The organism is Nocardia arthritidis NBRC 100137, assembly GCF_001612765.1.
GTDB classification, from domain to species: domain Bacteria; phylum Actinomycetota; class Actinomycetes; order Mycobacteriales; family Mycobacteriaceae; genus Nocardia; species Nocardia arthritidis.
Genome location: NZ_BDBB01000007.1, coordinates 120,061 through 136,708, shown reverse-complemented (window position 1 = coordinate 136,708; position 16,648 = coordinate 120,061). Strand labels below are relative to the sequence as shown.

General features: G+C 68.7%; 16 protein-coding genes and 1 pseudogene. 10 read left to right on the top strand and 7 right to left on the bottom strand.

What is annotated here, in order from left to right; genetic code table 11:
• Position 1: 1 nt before the first annotated feature.
• From NA8_RS07335 to NA8_RS07315, 5 genes are all read left to right on the top strand, one after another.
• Entirely contained in the window at positions 2–2,032 is a 2,031-nt protein-coding gene (locus NA8_RS07335; protein ID WP_063049589.1) for an acetyl/propionyl/methylcrotonyl-CoA carboxylase subunit alpha, read from the top strand.
• Between the two features lie 67 nt (positions 2,033–2,099).
• Positions 2,100–3,260: an acyl-CoA dehydrogenase family protein gene (locus NA8_RS07330; RefSeq protein WP_063049588.1), complete on the top strand. Its 1,161-nt coding sequence runs from the start codon at positions 2,100–2,102 to the stop codon at positions 3,258–3,260.
• Between the two features lie 10 nt (positions 3,261–3,270).
• Positions 3,271–4,047 carry an enoyl-CoA hydratase family protein gene (locus tag NA8_RS07325; RefSeq protein ID WP_063049587.1) on the top strand — a complete coding sequence of 259 codons (777 nt, stop codon included), beginning with the start codon at positions 3,271–3,273 and terminating at the stop codon, positions 4,045–4,047.
• 5 nt (positions 4,048–4,052) lie between these two features.
• Positions 4,053–4,667 carry a TetR/AcrR family transcriptional regulator gene (locus NA8_RS07320; protein WP_063049586.1) on the top strand — a complete coding sequence of 205 codons (615 nt, stop codon included), beginning with the start codon at positions 4,053–4,055 and terminating at the stop codon, positions 4,665–4,667.
• 184 nt (positions 4,668–4,851) lie between these two features.
• On the top strand, positions 4,852–5,409 hold the full coding sequence (locus NA8_RS07315; RefSeq protein ID WP_063049585.1) for a TetR/AcrR family transcriptional regulator: 558 nt from the start codon (positions 4,852–4,854) through the stop codon (positions 5,407–5,409).
• A 55-nt stretch (positions 5,410–5,464) separates the two neighbouring features.
• On the opposite strand, the gene NA8_RS33525 is transcribed toward NA8_RS07315, so the two are convergent.
• From NA8_RS33525 to NA8_RS07300, 3 genes are all read right to left on the bottom strand, one after another.
• The gene (locus NA8_RS33525) at positions 5,465–5,830 is read right to left on the bottom strand and encodes a hypothetical protein (RefSeq protein ID WP_063049584.1); all 366 of its coding nucleotides are present in this window, start codon (positions 5,828–5,830) and stop codon (positions 5,465–5,467) included.
• 344 nt (positions 5,831–6,174) lie between these two features.
• Entirely contained in the window at positions 6,175–8,367 is a 2,193-nt protein-coding gene (locus NA8_RS07305; RefSeq protein WP_063049583.1) for a glycosyltransferase family 39 protein, read from the bottom strand.
• Positions 8,367–9,644, bottom strand: a complete 1,278-nt coding sequence (locus NA8_RS07300; RefSeq protein WP_063049582.1) for a bifunctional glycosyltransferase family 2/GtrA family protein — start codon at positions 9,642–9,644, stop codon at positions 8,367–8,369. Before NA8_RS07300 ends, NA8_RS07305 begins: the two co-directional genes overlap by 1 nt.
• A 155-nt stretch (positions 9,645–9,799) precedes the next feature.
• Here NA8_RS07300 and NA8_RS35485 point away from each other — a divergent pair, with 155 nt between their 5' ends.
• Positions 9,800–9,922 carry a hypothetical protein gene (locus NA8_RS35485; protein ID WP_281032571.1) on the top strand — a complete coding sequence of 41 codons (123 nt, stop codon included), beginning with the start codon at positions 9,800–9,802 and terminating at the stop codon, positions 9,920–9,922.
• Between the two features lie 70 nt (positions 9,923–9,992).
• The gene (locus tag NA8_RS07295; protein WP_063049581.1) at positions 9,993–10,715 is read left to right on the top strand and encodes a TetR/AcrR family transcriptional regulator; all 723 of its coding nucleotides are present in this window, start codon (positions 9,993–9,995) and stop codon (positions 10,713–10,715) included.
• 160 nt (positions 10,716–10,875) lie between these two features.
• Here the strand turns inward: NA8_RS07295 and thiD are convergent, their stop codons facing one another.
• Positions 10,876–11,721 (bottom strand): bifunctional hydroxymethylpyrimidine kinase/phosphomethylpyrimidine kinase, encoded by an 846-nt coding sequence (gene thiD / locus NA8_RS07290; RefSeq protein WP_063049580.1) that lies wholly within the window; start codon positions 11,719–11,721, stop codon positions 10,876–10,878.
• 90 nt (positions 11,722–11,811) lie between these two features.
• Between thiD and NA8_RS07285 the strand changes: the two genes are divergently transcribed.
• Positions 11,812–12,948 (top strand): GTP-binding protein, encoded by a 1,137-nt coding sequence (locus NA8_RS07285; protein ID WP_063049579.1) that lies wholly within the window; start codon positions 11,812–11,814, stop codon positions 12,946–12,948.
• A 63-nt stretch (positions 12,949–13,011) separates the two neighbouring features.
• Here NA8_RS07285 and NA8_RS07280 read toward each other — a convergent pair whose 3' ends face one another.
• Positions 13,012–13,635 carry an NAD(P)-dependent oxidoreductase gene (locus tag NA8_RS07280; RefSeq protein WP_063049678.1) on the bottom strand — a complete coding sequence of 208 codons (624 nt, stop codon included), beginning with the start codon at positions 13,633–13,635 and terminating at the stop codon, positions 13,012–13,014.
• A 106-nt stretch (positions 13,636–13,741) separates the two neighbouring features.
• Positions 13,742–14,824, bottom strand: a complete 1,083-nt coding sequence (locus NA8_RS07275; protein WP_063049578.1) for an epoxide hydrolase family protein — start codon at positions 14,822–14,824, stop codon at positions 13,742–13,744.
• Positions 14,825–14,908: 84 nt separating this feature from the next.
• Between NA8_RS07275 and NA8_RS07270 the strand changes: the two genes are divergently transcribed.
• Together NA8_RS07270 and NA8_RS07265 are read left to right on the top strand one after the other, a co-directional pair.
• Positions 14,909–15,553 carry a TetR/AcrR family transcriptional regulator gene (locus NA8_RS07270; RefSeq protein ID WP_063049577.1) on the top strand — a complete coding sequence of 215 codons (645 nt, stop codon included), beginning with the start codon at positions 14,909–14,911 and terminating at the stop codon, positions 15,551–15,553.
• Between the two features lie 64 nt (positions 15,554–15,617).
• Positions 15,618–16,025: a glyoxalase superfamily protein gene (locus tag NA8_RS07265; RefSeq protein ID WP_063049576.1), complete on the top strand. Its 408-nt coding sequence runs from the start codon at positions 15,618–15,620 to the stop codon at positions 16,023–16,025.
• A 45-nt stretch (positions 16,026–16,070) separates the two neighbouring features.
• Here NA8_RS07265 and NA8_RS35680 read toward each other — a convergent pair.
• Positions 16,071–16,550, bottom strand: a pseudogene (locus NA8_RS35680) (inositol monophosphatase family protein); the annotation flags it as partial.
• Positions 16,551–16,648 lie beyond the last annotated feature (98 nt).

Below are 16,648 nucleotides of genomic sequence, written 5' to 3'. Positions count from 1 at the left end.
TATGACTGCATCGCACGGCGATTCGAACGCGGGTGGGCAGATCACGAACGTTCTCGTCGCCAACCGCGGCGAGATCGCCCGCCGGGTCTTCGCCACCTGCCGCCGGATGGGTCTGGGCAGCGTCGCGGTGTACTCCGACGCGGATGCCGCCGCGCCGCACGTCACCGAGGCGGACGCAGCGGTGCGGCTGCCCGGTAACACGCCCGCAGAAACCTATCTGCGCGGCGAACTGATCATCGAGGCCGCGCTGGCCGCGGGCGCCGACGCCATCCACCCTGGCTACGGGTTCCTCTCCGAGAACGCCGATTTCGCCAAGGCCGTGCTCGACGCCGGGCTGGTCTGGATCGGGCCGCCGGTCGAGGCGATCGAGCAGATGGGCTCGAAGGTCGCCTCGAAGAAGATGATGGACGCCGCCGGAGTGCCGGTGCTCGCCGAGCTGGACTCGGCCGAGGTCACCGAGGCCCACCTCCCGGTGCTGATCAAGGCGTCCGCGGGCGGCGGTGGGCGCGGCATGCGCGTGGTGCGCGAGCTGGCCGATCTGACCCCCCAGATCGAGGCCGCGCGGCGCGAGGCGGAATCCGCCTTCGGCGATCCGACGGTCTTCTGCGAGCGTTACCTGGAGACCGGCAGGCACATCGAGGTTCAGGTGATGGCCGATACGCACGGCGCTATCTGGGCGGTCGGCGAACGCGAGTGCTCCATCCAGCGCCGCCACCAGAAGGTGATCGAGGAGGCGCCGTCGCCGCTGGTGGAACGCACCGAAGGCATGCGGGAGCGGCTGTTCGAGGCGGCGCGCCTGGCGGCGGGCGCGATCGGCTACACCGGCGCGGGCACCGTGGAGTTCCTCGCCGACGAGCAGGGCGAGTTCTTCTTCCTGGAGATGAACACCCGCCTGCAAGTGGAGCATCCGGTCACCGAGTGCACCACCGGCCTGGATCTGGTCCGGCTACAGCTGGACGTCGCCGTGGGCGGCGCGCTGCCCGCCGAACCGCCCGCGATGCGCGGACACTCGATCGAGGTGCGGCTCTACGCCGAGGATCCCGCGCAGGACTGGCAGCCGCAGAGCGGAACCGTGCACCGGATCGACATCCCCTCGGTGCGCACCGAGTTCGACCTCTTGGACCGGCCGGGCGTGCGCCTGGACACGGGTGTCGTCGACGGCTCGGTGGTCGGCGTCCACTACGACCCGATGCTGGCCAAGGTCATCTCCTACGCCGAGACGCGCGGCGAAGCGGCCCGCTTGCTGGCCGCGGCGCTGCACCGCGCCAAAATCCACGGCCTGGTCACCAACCGCGACCTGCTGGTGCGCGTGCTGCGTCATCCGGCGTTCCTGGCCGGTGACACCGACACCGCGTTCTTCGCCACGCACGGGCTCGACGTCCTCGCCGCGCCGCTGGTGTCGGCGTCCGACGAGGCGCTGTCCATCGTGGCGGCGGCACTGGCCGAGGCCGCCGCCAACCGCGGGGGCGCGCGGGTGGGCGGCGGGCTGCCCAGCGGGTGGCGGAACCTGCCGTCGCAGTCGCAGCGTAAGTCCTACGAGAGCCGCGCGACCGGGACGCACGAGGTGGGCTACCGCTTCGGCCGGAGCGGCGTCACCGTGGACGGTCACGACGGCCTGGAACTCGTCGAGTCGGCTCCCGATCGTGTCGTGCTGTCGGTTCCGGGCGAACGCGGCCCGGTGCGCAGGCAATTCGAGGTCGCCCGCTACGGCGACCAGGTCTACGTCGACTCGCCGCTCGGCCCGGTGGCGCTGCGCCGGGTGCCGCGCTTCAGCGACCCGGCCGACCAGGTGGCCACCGGCTCGCTGCTGGCGCCCATGCCCGGCAGCGTGATCCGGCTCGGCGCCGAGGTCGGCAGCCAGGTCGAACAGGGTCAGCCGATTCTGTGGCTGGAGGCGATGAAGATGGAACACACCATCGCCGCGCCCGCCGCGGGCGTGCTCAGCGCCGTCAACGTCACCGTCGGCCAGCAGGTCGACGTCGGCGCCGTGCTCGCGGTCGTCGAACCCGTAGAAACTCAGGAGAACCGATGAGCCACAATCGCGCAGCGCTCATCGAGCCGACGGGGTGCGGGAGCCCCCGCAAGATACAGGAGAACTGATGAGCTTCATCGAAACCGACGAGCAGAAGGCGCTGCGGGCCGCCGTCGCCGCGCTGGCCGCGAAGTACAACTACCGCGACTACGTGCTGCCGAAGGCGCGCAAGAACGAGCCGCTGGACGAATTGTGGCAGGAGGCCGGCAAACTCGGCTTCCTCGGAGTGAACCTGCCCGAGGAGTACGGTGGCGGCGGCGCGGGCATGTACGAGCTGTCGCTGGTGATGGAGGAGCTGTCGGCGCAGGGCGCGGGCCTGCTGCTCATGGTGGTCTCCCCGGCCATCTGCGGCACCATCATCACCAAGTACGGCACCGACGAGCAGAAGCAGAAGTGGCTGCCCAAACTCGCCGACGGCTCCGGCAAGATGGTCTTCGGCATCACCGAGCCGGACGCCGGCTCCAACTCCCACCAGATCACCACCACCGCGCGCCGCGACGGCGACGACTGGATCCTCAACGGCCGCAAGATCTTCATCTCCGGCGTGGACCAGGCCGAGGCCGTGCTGATCGTGTCCCGCACCGAAGACCACAAGACCGGCAAACTCAAGCCCGCCCTGTTCATCGTGCCGACCGACGCCGAAGGCTTCACCAAGACGGCGCAGGAGATGGACATCATCGAACCCGACCACCAGTACAGCCTGTTCCTCGACGACGTCCGGCTGCCCTCCACCGCGCTGGTCGGCAAGGAGGACGCGGCGCTGATGCAGCTGTTCGCGGGCCTCAACCCGGAACGCATCATGGGTGCGGCCATGGCGATCGGCCTGGCCCGCTACGCCATCGATCGCGCCGTGGAATATGCCAAGGAGCGCACGGTGTGGAAGACGCCGATCGGTGCCCATCAGGGCATCTCGCATCCGCTCGCCCAGGTGAAGGTCGAACTGGAGCTGGCGAAGCTGATGATGCAGAAGGCCGCGACCCTGTACGACACGGGCGACGAAATGGGCGCCGCCGAGGCCGCCAACATGGCGAAATACGCGGCGGCGGAGGCCAGCATCAAGGCGCTCGACCAGGCCATTCAGACCCACGGCGGCTCCGGCCTGACCAGGGACGTCGGGCTGGCCGCGATGCTCGCCGCCGCGCGCATCGGCCGCATCGCGCCGGTCAGCCGGGAAATGGTCCTGAACTTCGTCGCCCAGTACTCGCTGGGCCTGCCGAAGTCCTACTGAGAGGACGCGCATGACCGAGACGGCTCCGTTCGTCCGCTACGAGGTGAGCGACGGCGTCGCGACGCTCACCTTCGATTCGCCGCACAACCGCAACGCGCTGTCGTCCAAGCTGGTCGCCGAGCTGCTGCGCGGGCTCGACGACGCGGCCGCCGACGACGAGGTGCGCGTCATCGTGCTCGCGCACACCGGCAACACCTTCTGCGCGGGCGCCGATCTGAGCGAGGCCAGTGACGCCGATCCGGCCGTGGCCGCCGACGGGCGCACCCGGGTCATGATCGGCGTACTGCGCAGGCTGGTGGAGATTCCGAAGCCGGTGATCGCGCGGATCGACGGCAACGTGCGGGCGGGCGGCATGGGCATCGTGGCGGCCTGCGACCTCGTCGTGGCCGGACCGGCCAGCAGTTTCGCGCTCACCGAGGTGCGCATCGGGCTGGCGCCGTTCATGATCTCGCTGACCCTGCTGCCCAGGCTCAGCCCGCGCGCGGCCGGCCGGTACTACCTGACCGGCGAGAAGTTCGATGCCGCCGTGGCCGAGGAGATCGGCCTGGTCACCGTCACCGCCGACGACCCGGCGGCCGAGGTGGCGCGACTGTGCGCGGAGGTGCGCAAAGGCTCCCCGCAAGGGCTGGCGGAGGCCAAGCGACTGGTCAACGCGGGCATCCTCGCCGAGTTCGACGCCTCCGCCGAGGAACTCGCGCGGCGTTCGGCGAGCTTCTTCGGCACCCCGGAGGTGCACGAGGGCATGCTGGCCTTTTTGCAGCGCCGCCCGCCGAGCTGGGCAGAATAACGACCATGGCGACACCCCACGAACCCAAGCAGGATCGCAGCCGCGCCACCCGGCAACGCCTGCTCGAGGCGACCATCGACTGCCTGGCCGAGATGGGCTGGGCGGCCGCGACGGTCGCCGTGGTCGCCGAGCGGGCCGGGGTGTCGCGCGGCGCGGCGCAGCATCACTTTCCCACCAGGGAGGATCTGATCACCGCCGCGCTGGAGTACATGTTCGACACCCGCAGCGGGCAGGCGGTGCATGAGGCCGCGACGCTGACGGAGCTGGGTGACGGCCTCGCCCGTACCGAGGCGGTGGTGGCGGGGCTGGTCGAGTCCTACACCAGCCCGTTGTTCAAGGCGGCCCTGCAAGTCTGGACGCACGCCGCCGCCGATCCGGTGTTGCGGGAGCGGATCGTCCCGCTGGAGGCCCGCTTCGGGCGCGCCTCGCACCGCCGCGCGGTCGAAGCCCTGGGTGTGGACGACTCGGACCCGGTCACCCACCACTTGGTGCAGGCGACCCTGGACATGGCGCGCGGTCTCGGCCTCGCCGACGTTCTCACCGACGATTCGGCCCGCCGTAAGCGGATTGTCGAACAGTGGGCGGCCACGCTTCACGCCGCCTTGCACGCCTCCCGCTGAACCGGCGCCCGCGACCGGGCCGGACGCGGTGGCTCGAGCGCCGGTCGGGCGGGATCGGAGCCGGAGATGGTGACCGGGCCGATCCTGCGGGCAACGCTGAAACCGTAAGCGGGGCTAACGATACTTCTGTAGTGCCAGGAGGGGTAACTGTAACCTGTATCACTACCTACGTAGTATTCGAAGGGTGTCCACCAAACGCGACCTCGTCTTGGACGCGGCGATCGACCTGCTGGGATCCCGCGGTACCCGCGCGCTCACGCACCGTGCGGTCGACGAGGCCGCGGGCATGCCCGCCGGATCGGCGTCCAATTACTTCCGCACCCGGGAAGCGCTGCTGATCGGCATCACCGATCGCCTCGAGGCGCGCGACTACGCGGATTGGGAGACGCTCACCCGGCAGCCCGCGCCCGGCACGATCGACGAACTCGTCGAGGGGATGGCCGCGTTCGTCGTGCACGCCGTGCGCGGCGACCGGGTGCGCACCCTGGCCCGCTATGCCCTGTTCTTGGAGGCGCAGTGCGTTCCCGCGCTACGCGAGACCATCCGCCGAGGACATCTGCGGCTGACCGAATGGACCGCGACGCTGCTGGCGGATGTCGGCGCGGATCGGGCGGAGGCGCGGATCCTGGTCGACCAACTCGACGGGATCATCCTGCATCAGTTGGTGAACCCGGCGGCGGACTTCGATCCACGCCCCGCGTTGGACCGGCTGGTGCGCGCGCTGGCCGCCGGGAGCGATTGACCTGCGGCGCTCGCGGAGCGGCCCGCGCATCGCGGCGTGGCGAACGCCGCGCCGGTCAGCACAGACCTTGCTGCTCGAGCCGTCCCGAATCGATGGCGTAGGAGGAGGCTCCGATGGCGGCGCCGATCAGGCCGACGATGATCGCGCCGGGGATCGCGCCGACGAAGAAGACGGGCAGGCCGACGAGCGCGCCGATGGCGGCGCCGATCGCCGCGCCGATTCCTGTGCGCAGTTCGATGGTGTCGCCGGGCGGCAGGCATGCCTTGATATAGGTCACCTGCGGGGGTTCGCCGGTCGCCGCGGCGATCGGCTCGGCCCGGTCGGCGGGGGCCGCCGACGCGGTGGCGGCGAATCCGACGGTGAGCGCGGTTGCGACCAGTGCGCTGATCACCGTCACGGCCAGCTTCATGAAAGCGTTCAACTGTATCCCTGAAAGTTCGTGGTGGACACGTGAGCTGATGGTCCGGCTACCGGCCCGGAGCCGTCACGCGTCCGATCATCATCGCTGGAGTTTTGCGGGATGCCAAGAGCGGGCGCGCGAATCATCGGGGCCGGTCACATGTTCGACGTTCCACCGCTGTGCCCCGCGCGCATTCGCGGGGTCGTGACCAGGAAAGGTGATTATCGCGCAACGCGATCCGCACCGGCGCCGAGGTATATGACGCCGGTGCGGATGCGGTGTTCAGCGGGTGCAGGGGACGCGCTGAACACCGGGAGGCGATGCGGCCCCGGGGAATGCAGGGCGACAGGATCGCATCGCGCGGTTCAGTGGGCGGCGGTCAGGTCGTACAAAGTGACCCCGTCCACCTGGGTGGCGGTGAAGTTCTCCTGAACCCACTGCGTGATCTGGGCGCTGGGGGAGGAGTCGGACGAACCCGGCCCGCCCCGCCCGCCGCCGACGAAGTAATGGATCTTCCCCTCGGCGACATACTGCTTGAACTGCTCCAGCGTCGGGGAGGGATCGCTGCCGTTGAAACCGCCGATGGGCATCACGGGCAGTTCGGTGGCCAGCTGCAACCCCGCGGCGCTGTTCGAGCCGATGGCCGCGGCCACCCAGGTGTAGTCGCCGCCGTTCTGCTCGAGCAGGGACACGACCTGGGCGCTGGGTTCGCTCGCCCCGAGCAGGCCGCCGATTCCGCCGCCGTTGGGGCCGGGACCGCCGTCTCCGGGCGCGCCAGGCATACCCTGCATCGGCGGGATTCCCTGCCCATCGGGCATCATTCCGGGCGGGATCATCGTGCCGTCGCCCTGTGGCGCGGTACCAGGCGGTGTGCCCGTGCCGTCCGGAATCTGTCCGCCGGGTGCACTGCCCGGTTGAGGAATCCGGCCGTCCGATGTCGTGCCCTGCGGGCCCGTTCCCGGCGATCGCCCATCCGGCGGTATACCGCCCGGCACCTGTCCGGCTCCATCGCGGCCAGTGGTCCCGGTTCCGTCCGGCATGCGGCGATTCATCCCCGGCATTCCCTCGCCCCACGGTGGCCGGCCTCGCATCGCGACGTTCGGCCCGGCCGAAGGAATCGAACCCGCGTGCGGCGTCGCGATGGTGTCGACGGCGTAGGCGACCGGTCCGGCCAGGAAGGTGAACGCCACGGCCAGCGCCGACGCCACGGCGAGCTTGCGCGGCGCGGGCAAGAGCACGGCGAGCGTCGCGATCACGCCGACGACCAGCACCGTCCAGCGCAGCCACGACTGCCATTCCGGACTGCGGGACAACAGCATCCAGGCGGTCGCCGTGGTGAGGCCCACCGCGAGCGCCGACGCCAACCGCACCCACAGCCGGTGCCGTCCCCGCCACGACAGCACCGAGCCCGCGCCGACGAGCGCGGCGATGGCCGGAGCCAGGGCCACGGTGTAGTACTGGTGGAAGATGCCGGCCATGAAGCTGAAGACCAGACCGGTCCCCAGCAGCCATCCGCCCCAGAGGACGAGCGCGGCGCGCTGCGGATCGGTGCGAGCCGCTTTGCCGCGCAGCAGGATTCCCACGACGAGCGCGACCAGCGCGGCGGGGATCAGCCACGCGATCTGACCGCCTTGCGCCGGTTCGAACATCCGTGTGATGCCGGTGCTTCCCCACATGCCGTTGCCGCCCGGCGGAAGGTCGCCGCCCGGTCCGACGCTGCCGCGCTCGTTGCCGTTGAGCCGGCCCAGCCCGTTGTAGCCGAAGGTGAGTTCCAGGATCGAGTTGTCCTGCGAGCCGCCGATCCACGGACGTGACGAGGCGGGCCACAGTTCGACCGCCAGCAACCACCAGCCCGCGGCCACCACCATCGCGGCCGCGGCGGCGAAGAGTTGCAGGATGCGCGTACCGAGTTTCGGCGGGCCCGCGATCGAGTAGGTCAGCGCGAGCGCCGGAACCACCAGCAGTACCTGCAATTGCTTGGTGAGGAAACCGAAGCCGATCAGCGCGCCGGTCAGGACCAGCCAGCGCCAGCGGCCGTCCTCCACCGCCCGCGTCATCGCCCAGGCGGCCGCGACCATCAGGAACACCAGCAGCGCCTCGGGATTGTTGAACCGGAACATCAGCGCCGCGACGGGCGTCACCGCCAGCGCCAACCCGGCGAGCAATCCGGCCGCGGGCCCGAACGGCCTGCGCACCGTCGCCCACAGCAGGGCCACACCGGCCACCCCGAGCAGCACCTCCGGCACCAGGATGCTCCAGCTGTCCAGCCCGAAGGCCCGCACCGACAGCTCCATCAGCCACAGTGAGGCGGGCGGTTTGTCCACGGTGATCGAGTTCGCCGCGTCGGAGGATCCGAAGAAGAACGCCTTCCACGAGACCGAACCCGCCTGCACCGCAGCCGAGTAGAACGAATTCGCCCAGCCGTTGGCGCTCAGGTTGCACAGATACGCCACCGCCGTGCCGATCAGTAGTGCCGCCAGCGCCGGATACTCCCAGTTCCGGCGGGTCCTCGGCTGCGGTTCGGTCGCGGCGGGTTGCGCGGTGAGCGTCGCCGTCATCAACGGTCTCCCTCGGCGGAGCTCCCGGCACCGACGAGAGCCGGTGCGCTCGGCGCGCCGTCACCTCCGCTGTCGCGGAACACCCAGCGCAACCCGACGAACCGCAACAGCGTCGCCACCAGATTGGCCACCACCAGGACGAACAGCTCCAGGTGCACCGAGGCGTCCGGCGCCCACCGATGCAGCGCGAACAACGATCCGCTGGTGAGCGCCAACCCGATGCCGAAGATCACCAGCCCTTGGAACTGATGCGACACGGCTCCGTTCGAGCCGCGCACGCCGAAGGTGAAGGCCCGGTTGGCGGCGGTATTGCCCACCGCCGTGATCAGCAGCGCCGCGAAATTCGCCACCTGCGCGCCGGCGAGCGGCTGCAACAGCACGTACAGCAGCAGATAGGCCAGCGTGCTGAGCACGCCGACGATGGCGAACCGCACGAGTTGCCCGACCATGCCCAGCGGCACCCCCGGCACCAGCGGTTCCCGGCCCACCGACCGGCGTAGTTCCTCGAGCGGCAGCGTGCCGGTGGCCAGCGCCCGGCCGAGCCGCCAGATGCCGAGCATGTCTTTGCGCGCGGTGTCGATGATGTCGACGCGGCTGTCCGGATCATCGATCCAGTCCACCGGAACCTCGTGAATGCGCAGTCCCGCCCGCTCGGCGAGCACCAGCAATTCGGTGTCGAAGAACCACTCGCCGTCGTGCACCAGCGGCAGCAGGCGGCGCGCGACATCGGTGCGCATGGCCTTGAAGCCGCACTGGGCGTCGGAGAAGTGCGCGCGCAGTGAGGCTTTCAGCAGCAAGTTGTAGCAGCGCGAGATGATCTCGCGTTTGGGCCCGCGCACCACGCGGGACGCGGCGTCGAGCCGGGTGCCGATGGCCAGGTCGGAATGCCCGGTGATCAGCGGTGCGACCAGGGGCAGCAGCGCGTTCAAGTCGGTGGACAGGTCGACGTCCATATAGGCGACCACCTGCGCGTCGGAGCGTTCCCACACCGCTCGCAGCGCCCGCCCGCGTCCTTTGGCGGACAGGTGCACCACCCGCACGTCGTCCAATTCTTCGGCGAGCAATTGGGCGACCTGTAGCGTGTCGTCGGTGCTCGCGTTGTCGGCGACCGTGATGCGCGCCGGGAAGGGGAACCCGTCGCGCAGGTAGGCGTGCAGTCTGCGGACGCACACGCCGAGGTCGGTCTCTTCGTTGTAGACGGGTATCACCACGTCCAGCACGGGCGCACCCGTGGTCTCGGTCCGTTCCGCCGCCGCGACGGTCAAGGTCTCGGTCATGCGAACTACATTCGACGGCTACGCTGCCACGGTGCTGGGCCTCAGCTGTGAGGTTCCTGGGGGTCCGCCCGAGCCGGATCACGCCGCGGACAGGCCCCGTAGCGTACGGTCTATGACAGCGGGACCATTCAGGTTCTCCGAGCAAAGGACCACGTTTGTCCGACAAATCTCCGCGCAGTTCGATGTCCAAGAAATCCGGGAAGTCCCTGAAGGAAAAGCGAGCGGAGAAGAAGGCCAAGACCGCGGGCGACAGCGGCGCTGGTTCCAGCAAGCACTGACCGGTGGGACGGGACCCGGCCGACGGGCGGGTCTCGATACCCGGGTCGACAGGTAGCATCCGGATTCGTGATGCTCAGCGGCCGGACGGAAGACGACCCGCCGCGCAAACGTGTGGACGCGCGCACCGAGCGCTGGCGCGAGCATCGCCGGAAGGTGCGCGAGGAATTCGTGGACGCGGCTTTCCGCGCGCTCGACAAGTTCGGCCCCGCGGTCAGCATGGGCGATATCGCCAAGGAGGCGGGCGCGGCCAAACCGAAGCTGTATCGCCATTTCGAAGACAAGACCGACCTCTACAACGCGATCGTCGACCGGGTGCGCGACATGCTCTGGGAACAGATCATGACCAGTTTCGATCTGACCGGCGACTCGGCCGCTGACCTGGTGCGCCGCGCCGCGTCCGAATACGCGCAGGTGGTGTCGCGGCAGCCGAATGTCTTCCGGTTCATGCTGCACAGCCATTTCACGCAACGCTCCGACGACGCCGACCGAGCGCTGCAATCGGCCCGGCAGTCCGCCCGCCGCGCCGCCGATTTGTTCGCCGGTGCCGTGGACGAGGAGTCGATGCAGGTCGCGAGCGCGGAACTGGTGATCTACTCGATCTTCGGTACGGTGGCCTCGGCCACCGATTGGTGGCTGGGGGTGCACCGGGTGGAGCCGCCCGCCATGCCGGTCGAGCAGTTCGCCGCCTATCTGAGCGAGATCATCTTCGCGCTCGTGGCGGCCAGCGCTCGGCTGCACGGCATCGCGATCGCAGCCGAGCTTCCGCTGCACCGCGCCTTTTCCGCTATGTGACCGCCAGCGCCCCCCGGGCCGGGCGCCGAGGTCTTCGCCGCATCCACGCCGAACGTCGTTGTTCCGATCGCCTCGCCGTTGAAGCCATCCGTGTCGGCGACGTCCTCAGTATCGCAGCGCCCACCGACAAGAAATGGCGTGCGCCGCGCGGTTGCCAGGCTCAGTTTTCATGCAACCGCCACAGCGGGGACACCGGTCCGTGGCCCGCGCCCAGATCGTAGGACGCGGCCAGGCAGCGGTAGGTCCACTCCTTGGCGAACTCGACCGCTTCGGGTACCGAATAGCCGTGGGCCAGCGCGCAGGCGGTCGCGGCGGCCAGCGTGTCACCGCCGCCGTGGTCGTTGCCGGTCGCGATGCGCGGGGCGGTGAACTCGAGGAATCGCTCGCCGTCGAACAGCAGGTCGGTGCTGTACTCGGAGGAGCGCAGGTGCCCGCCCTTGACGATCGCCCACCGCGGCCCGAGCTTGTGCAGCGCCTCGGCCGCGCGCCGCGCCGAATCCTCGTCGTCGACGTCGATACCCGTGAGCAGGCGGACCTCGTCGAGGTTCGGTGTCACCACGGTGGCGAGTGGGATCAGGGTGCTGCGCAGCGCGTCGAGCGCCTCGGCGTGCAGCAGCGGATCGCCGTGCATCGAGGCTGCGACAGGATCGACGACCAGCGGAATGTCGCCGTCGCGACCGATGCCGACCTCCTGGCACACCGCCGCGACCGCTTCGATGATCGCGGTGGAGGCGAGCATGCCGGTCTTCGCGGCGCCGACGCCGATGTCCGTGGTCACCGAGCGCACTTGATCGGCCACGACCTGCGGCGGAATCTCGTGAAAGCCGCTGACGCCCACCGTGTTCTGCACCGTCACCGCCGCGACGGCCACCAGTGCGTGCACACCACACAGCGTCATGGTGCGGGTATCGGCTTGGATTCCGGCGCCTCCGCCGGAATCGGTACCGGCGATGGTGAGCGCCCGGACGGGGGTCTGCCCCTCGGCGGGCAATGGCAGCAGTTTCACGACACAAACCCTACGGCGAGCCGGTCCGGCGGCCACCGGCAACCGCAACCCGCCCGCGGACAGCAAATGAAAATCGTTATCATTAATGTCATGGACTCCGACTTGCTTCCCGTCACCGTGCTGTCCGGCTTTCTCGGTGCGGGCAAGACGACGCTGCTCAACCACATCCTGGCCAACCGAGAGGGCCGCCGGGTGGCGGTCATCGTCAACGACATGAGCGAGGTCAACATCGACGCCGCGCTGGTCGCCGGCCAGGGCCACCTGGACCGCACCGAGGAGAAGCTGGTCGAGCTGACCAACGGCTGCATCTGCTGCACCCTGCGCGAGGACCTGATCGAAGCCGTGGCCCGGCTCGCTCGCGAAGGCCGCTTCGATCAATTGGTGATCGAATCGACCGGCATCTCCGAGCCGATGCCGGTGGCCGCGACTTTCGACTGGGAATTCGAGGACGGCTTCCGGCTCGGTGACGTCGCTCGGCTGGACACCATGGTGACCGTGATCGACGCTTCGACCTTCCTGGCGGAGGTGGCGCGCGGGCAAGCGCTGGTGGAGCGGAATCTGCAAGCGGGCGACGGCGACGCGCGCACCATCGCCGACCTGCTGGTGGATCAGGTCGAGTTCGCCGACGTCCTGCTGGTCAACAAGACCGACCTGGTCGGCGCGGCCGCGGCGGGGGCGGTGGAGGCGACGGTGCGCCGCTTGAACCCGCGCGCCCACGTGCTGCGCACCAGCAACGGCGTGGTCGATCTGGCCGAGGTCCTGGACACCGGCCGCTACGACCCGGTGGTCGCCGCGGAGGCCGAGGGCTGGGCGGAGGAGCTCGCCGGTGGGCACACGCCGGAGACCGAGGAGTACGGCATTCGCAGCCTCACCTACACCGCGGATCGGCCGTTCCATCCGCTGCGTCTGTCGGGCGCGCTGGAGCAGTTGCGAGGTCTGTTGCGCAGCAAAGGATTCTGCTGGATCGCGAGCAGGCCGACGCTGGCCGCGGTGTGGTCGCAAGCGGGGCCGAACCTGGTTTTCGAACCCGCCGCCTGGTGGTCGTCGCTGGAAGTGCCGCCGGGACAGGAGATCGTCTTCATCGGGATAAAACTGGATTGCGACAAGGTGCGCTCGCTACTGAATGGCGCCCTGCTCACCGACGCGGAGTTCGCCGAGGGGCCGGGCGCGTGGGCCGAGTATCCCGATCCCTTTCCCGCGTGGGGGGAATTGCACGAGCACGCCTGAAGATCGCGGCCCATGCTCTCGGCTCCGGGGCATGGGCCGCTGCCGCGCCACCGCATGGTGCGCTCAGTTCGAGATGCCGGGCGCCTGACGGAGGTAAGTCGTGTCGGTCAGTTGCTCGATCATGAACTCGGCGATGTCGGCACGGGCGATCTTCAGGCTCAGACCGCGCTCGCCCGCCGGGAATCCGCGCCGGTAGCTGCCGGTGGCCGGTCCGTCGGTGAACGCGCTCGGCCGCACTATCGTCCAGTCCAGGTCGCTGGCCAGGACGTATTCCTCCTGCCGGACGTGGTCGGCGTAGGCGGGGCGCAGTAGCAACCCGAACATCACGTACTTCCACAGGAAGTTCAGGTTGCCGCGGCTGTCGCCGACGCCGAGCGTCGTCTGACAGATCAGCCGCTTGACGCCCGTGCGATTCATCGCGTCGATGATCGCTTCGGTGCCGCCCGCCCGGACCACGCCCTTGCGCCCGTTGCCGAGCGAGATCAGCACCGCGTCCTGCCCCTGCACCGCTCGCTGCACCGAATGCGTGTCCAGCACATCGCCTTCCACCACGCGCAGCCGCTCGTGCCGCTGCGTGACGCTCGCGGCGCTGCGGGTGAAGGCCGTCACCTCATGGCCCTCCCGCAGCGCCCGCTCGACGACGAGACGGCCGACGGTCCCGGTAGCTCCGAAGACTGCGATTTTCATGGTTTTCTCTCCTGTTTCGAGGCTGCTGTGCCGTTGATGAATCCAGTACATCAGCGGGAAACGAGACGAACCATGGCCGCAAGTCTCGATGCCATAAGAGACAGTCTCAGCGCAGCTTCGCGAAGAACTCCGTGATCTCCTCCGCCATCAACGCGGGCGCCACGTGGTGCAGGTAGTGGGTGAACACGTCGTGCGTGCGCCAGGACACGATGTTGTGGTCGCGCTCGGCGAAGCGGCGGATGCCGTGGAAATCCCCGTTGGAGCCGCACAGCGCGAGCGGAACCGTGGTCGGCGCCGTGGGACGCTCGGCCTTGTCCTTCTCGAAGTAGTGCCGGATCGCCGAACCCGCGGTGCCGGTGAGCCAGTGGATCGCGATGTTGGTCAGCACGAAGTCGTCGTCGAGGTCCGGACCGAGCAACTGGCCGTTCCAGCCGACCAGCCCGGCGGGCGAGTCCGTGATCGCGTGCGCCAGCGTCTGCGGTTGCTGCGATTGCAGCACGTTGAAGCCCATCTTGTTCTTCACGAACCAGTCCAGGGTGGCCAGCGATCGCTGCTCGTCCTCAGTGAGATCGGCCAGCTCCGCCGGATCTCCGGACGGGAACGAGTACACCTGGGTCACGTGCACGCCGGCCACCTGGTCCGGCGCCACCCGCCCGAGTTCCGGCGAGATCTGCGAACCGCCGTCGTTGCCCACCGCGCCGTAGCGGGTGTAGCCGAGCCGCCGCATCAGCTCCGCCCAGGCGCGCGCGATCCGGGCGTCGTTCCAACCCGCCTCTGTGGTGGGGCCGGAGAATCCGTACCCGGGGACGGAGGGAATCACCAGATCGAACCCGGCGGCGGTGAGCGGCTCGATGACGCCGATGAATTCGACGAAGGTACCGGGCCAGCCGTGCGTGAGGATCAGCGGAAACGCGTCGGCGCGGGTGGATCTCACATGCACGAAATGGATGTTCTGGCCGTCGATCTCGGTGGTGAACTGCGGATAGGCGTTCAACGAGTTCTCCACCCCGCGCCAGTCGAACTCGTCACGCCAGTAGTCGACGAGGTGGCGCACGCGCTCGACACTCACCCCGTAGGTATCGCCCGAGCCGGGGATCTGCTCGGCCCAGCGGGTGCGGGCGAGGCGGCCGCGCAGGTCGTCCAGGTCGGCCTGGTCGACGTCGATGCGGAAGGGGGTGATCGCGGTCATGTCCTGCTCCTTTGAAACGGAATGATCTGTTCTGATTGAACCGTAACAGAACGGATCATTCCGTTCAAGTGCTATCCTGGTGACATGCCGAAGACATCCGATGCCCCAGCTCAAAAGGGTCTACCCGGCCGTAAGGCACAGGCCGCCCGCAACGACGGCTTGATCCTGGAGGCCGCCCGAGCCGTGTTCCTCGCCGACGCCACGGCCCCGATCTCCGCCGTCGCGGAACGCGCGGGCGTCGGAATCAGTGCGCTGTACCGCCGCTATCCGAGCAAGGAGGTGCTGCTGCGCACGCTCTGTCACGACGGTCTGCGCCGCTACAACGCGGAAGCCGATGTAGCGCTGCAAGACCCGGACGGCTGGCACGGCCTGGTCGGCTTTCTCGAACGAGTGGTGGACGCCGACGTGCACTCCCTCGCCGTGCATCTCGCGGGCACCTTCACCCCCGACGAATCGATGCTGCCCGATGTGCAGCACTCCGCGAAGGTCACCGAGGATCTCGTGCGCCGCGCCCATGCCACCGGCGAACTGCGTCCGGACGTCACCCCGCAGGATCTCGGCCTGATCCTGGAGTCCTGCGCGGCCGTCGCGGTGCCCGATCCGCGGCGCACCGTCCAGCTGCGCCGCCGTGTGCTCGCGATGCTCCTGGCCGGGCTGAGCGCGGACGGCGAACTTCCCGGCCCCCCGCCCGCGCCGGACGAGTTCAACTGGCGCTGGGCTCGGCGATGATTTCTCCCGCGCCGACCGGTCCGCACTGGTAGGAATACCGCTGCCCGCCCCGAAAGGATGCTCCGTGAACTGGACACTCGAGGTCGTTATCGTGCCCGTGTCGGATATCGACCGAGCCAAACAGTTCTACGCCGAACAACTCGGCTTCACCGTCGACCACGATACGAAGATCGATGACAACGTCCGCATCGTGCAATTCACCCCGCCCGGCTCCGGCTGTTCGATCGTGATCGGCAAGGGCGCGGTGCCCGACATGACACCCGGCTCCCAACAAGGTCTGCAACTCGTGGTCAACGACCTGCGCAAAGCCCATGAGGAACTCACCTCCCGAGGCGTCGAGCTCACCGAAATCCAAGTCCTCGGCGAAAACCCCACCCCCATGCCCGACCCACTCGACAACGTGGGCTTCTTTTTCTTCACCGACCCGGACGGGAACGGCTGGGGCGTCCAGCAGATCTCGACCCGTCCGTGAGACATACCTGTGCGGGACAATTGTTCGGTCAGTGATCGGCTTGTCGTTGCCGAACGCCCCTTGGCCGGCGGCCGCGTGGTACTCCAGACCCAGGAATGGTGCGTTGACAACCCCGATTACCGGTTCGCCGTCCTGAACCAGAGCCAGCGAGACCGCGCAGAGCGGCAATCCATGGATGAAGTTGGATGTCCCGTCGATCGGGTCGAGAACCCACATGGACCGGGCGGTGCTATCGAGCGACATGTCATCGGGTTCCGCCCCCAGGAAGCCGAACTCGGGTGACGCATCTGCCGGATGCCGCCTGATGTGGCCTTGAATCCGATGGTCCAAATCGGTCGCGTAGTCACGGTCGCTCTTGGTGTGGATGCTTCCCTCCCTGAGCGCTGGACCACATCGCTTCGAAGATGGTGGAGAAGGTGCCGAAAAGACGGCCGTCTTCGATTTTCGAGCGACGAAGGTCGGCGATTCGACTTCTCGGGTTCTCGGCAGGTAGGGCTGGACAACACCCCCCGGGGCATGGCCCATTGCCTCGACGTCGGCCATGTCGTGAGTGGACGGTCGGGTTGGACGCGATGGAAGGACTGACCAGCGATGTCGGGTTTTGCATCGCTCCCACCCGAAAG

Bases quoted from the DNA above. Each gene is read 5' to 3' on its own strand.
- NA8_RS07305 (WP_063049583.1), bottom strand. From the start codon at position 8,367: ATGACGGCGACGCTCACCGCGCAACCCGCCGCGACCGAACCGCAGCCG.
- NA8_RS07280 (WP_063049678.1), bottom strand. From the start codon at position 13,635: ATGAAAATCGCAGTCTTCGGAGCTACCGGGACCGTCGGCCGTCTCGTC.
- NA8_RS07335 (WP_063049589.1), top strand. From the start codon at position 2: ATGACTGCATCGCACGGCGATTCGAACGCGGGTGGGCAGATCACGAAC.
- NA8_RS07325 (WP_063049587.1), top strand. From the start codon at position 3,271: ATGACCGAGACGGCTCCGTTCGTCCGCTACGAGGTGAGCGACGGCGTC.
- NA8_RS07295 (WP_063049581.1), top strand. From the start codon at position 9,993: ATGCTCAGCGGCCGGACGGAAGACGACCCGCCGCGCAAACGTGTGGAC.
- NA8_RS07330 (WP_063049588.1), top strand. From the start codon at position 2,100: ATGAGCTTCATCGAAACCGACGAGCAGAAGGCGCTGCGGGCCGCCGTC.
- NA8_RS07270 (WP_063049577.1), top strand. From the start codon at position 14,909: ATGCCGAAGACATCCGATGCCCCAGCTCAAAAGGGTCTACCCGGCCGT.
- NA8_RS07300 (WP_063049582.1), bottom strand. From the start codon at position 9,644: ATGACCGAGACCTTGACCGTCGCGGCGGCGGAACGGACCGAGACCACG.
- NA8_RS07285 (WP_063049579.1), top strand. From the start codon at position 11,812: ATGGACTCCGACTTGCTTCCCGTCACCGTGCTGTCCGGCTTTCTCGGT.
- NA8_RS07275 (WP_063049578.1), bottom strand. From the start codon at position 14,824: ATGACCGCGATCACCCCCTTCCGCATCGACGTCGACCAGGCCGACCTG.
- NA8_RS07320 (WP_063049586.1), top strand. From the start codon at position 4,053: ATGGCGACACCCCACGAACCCAAGCAGGATCGCAGCCGCGCCACCCGG.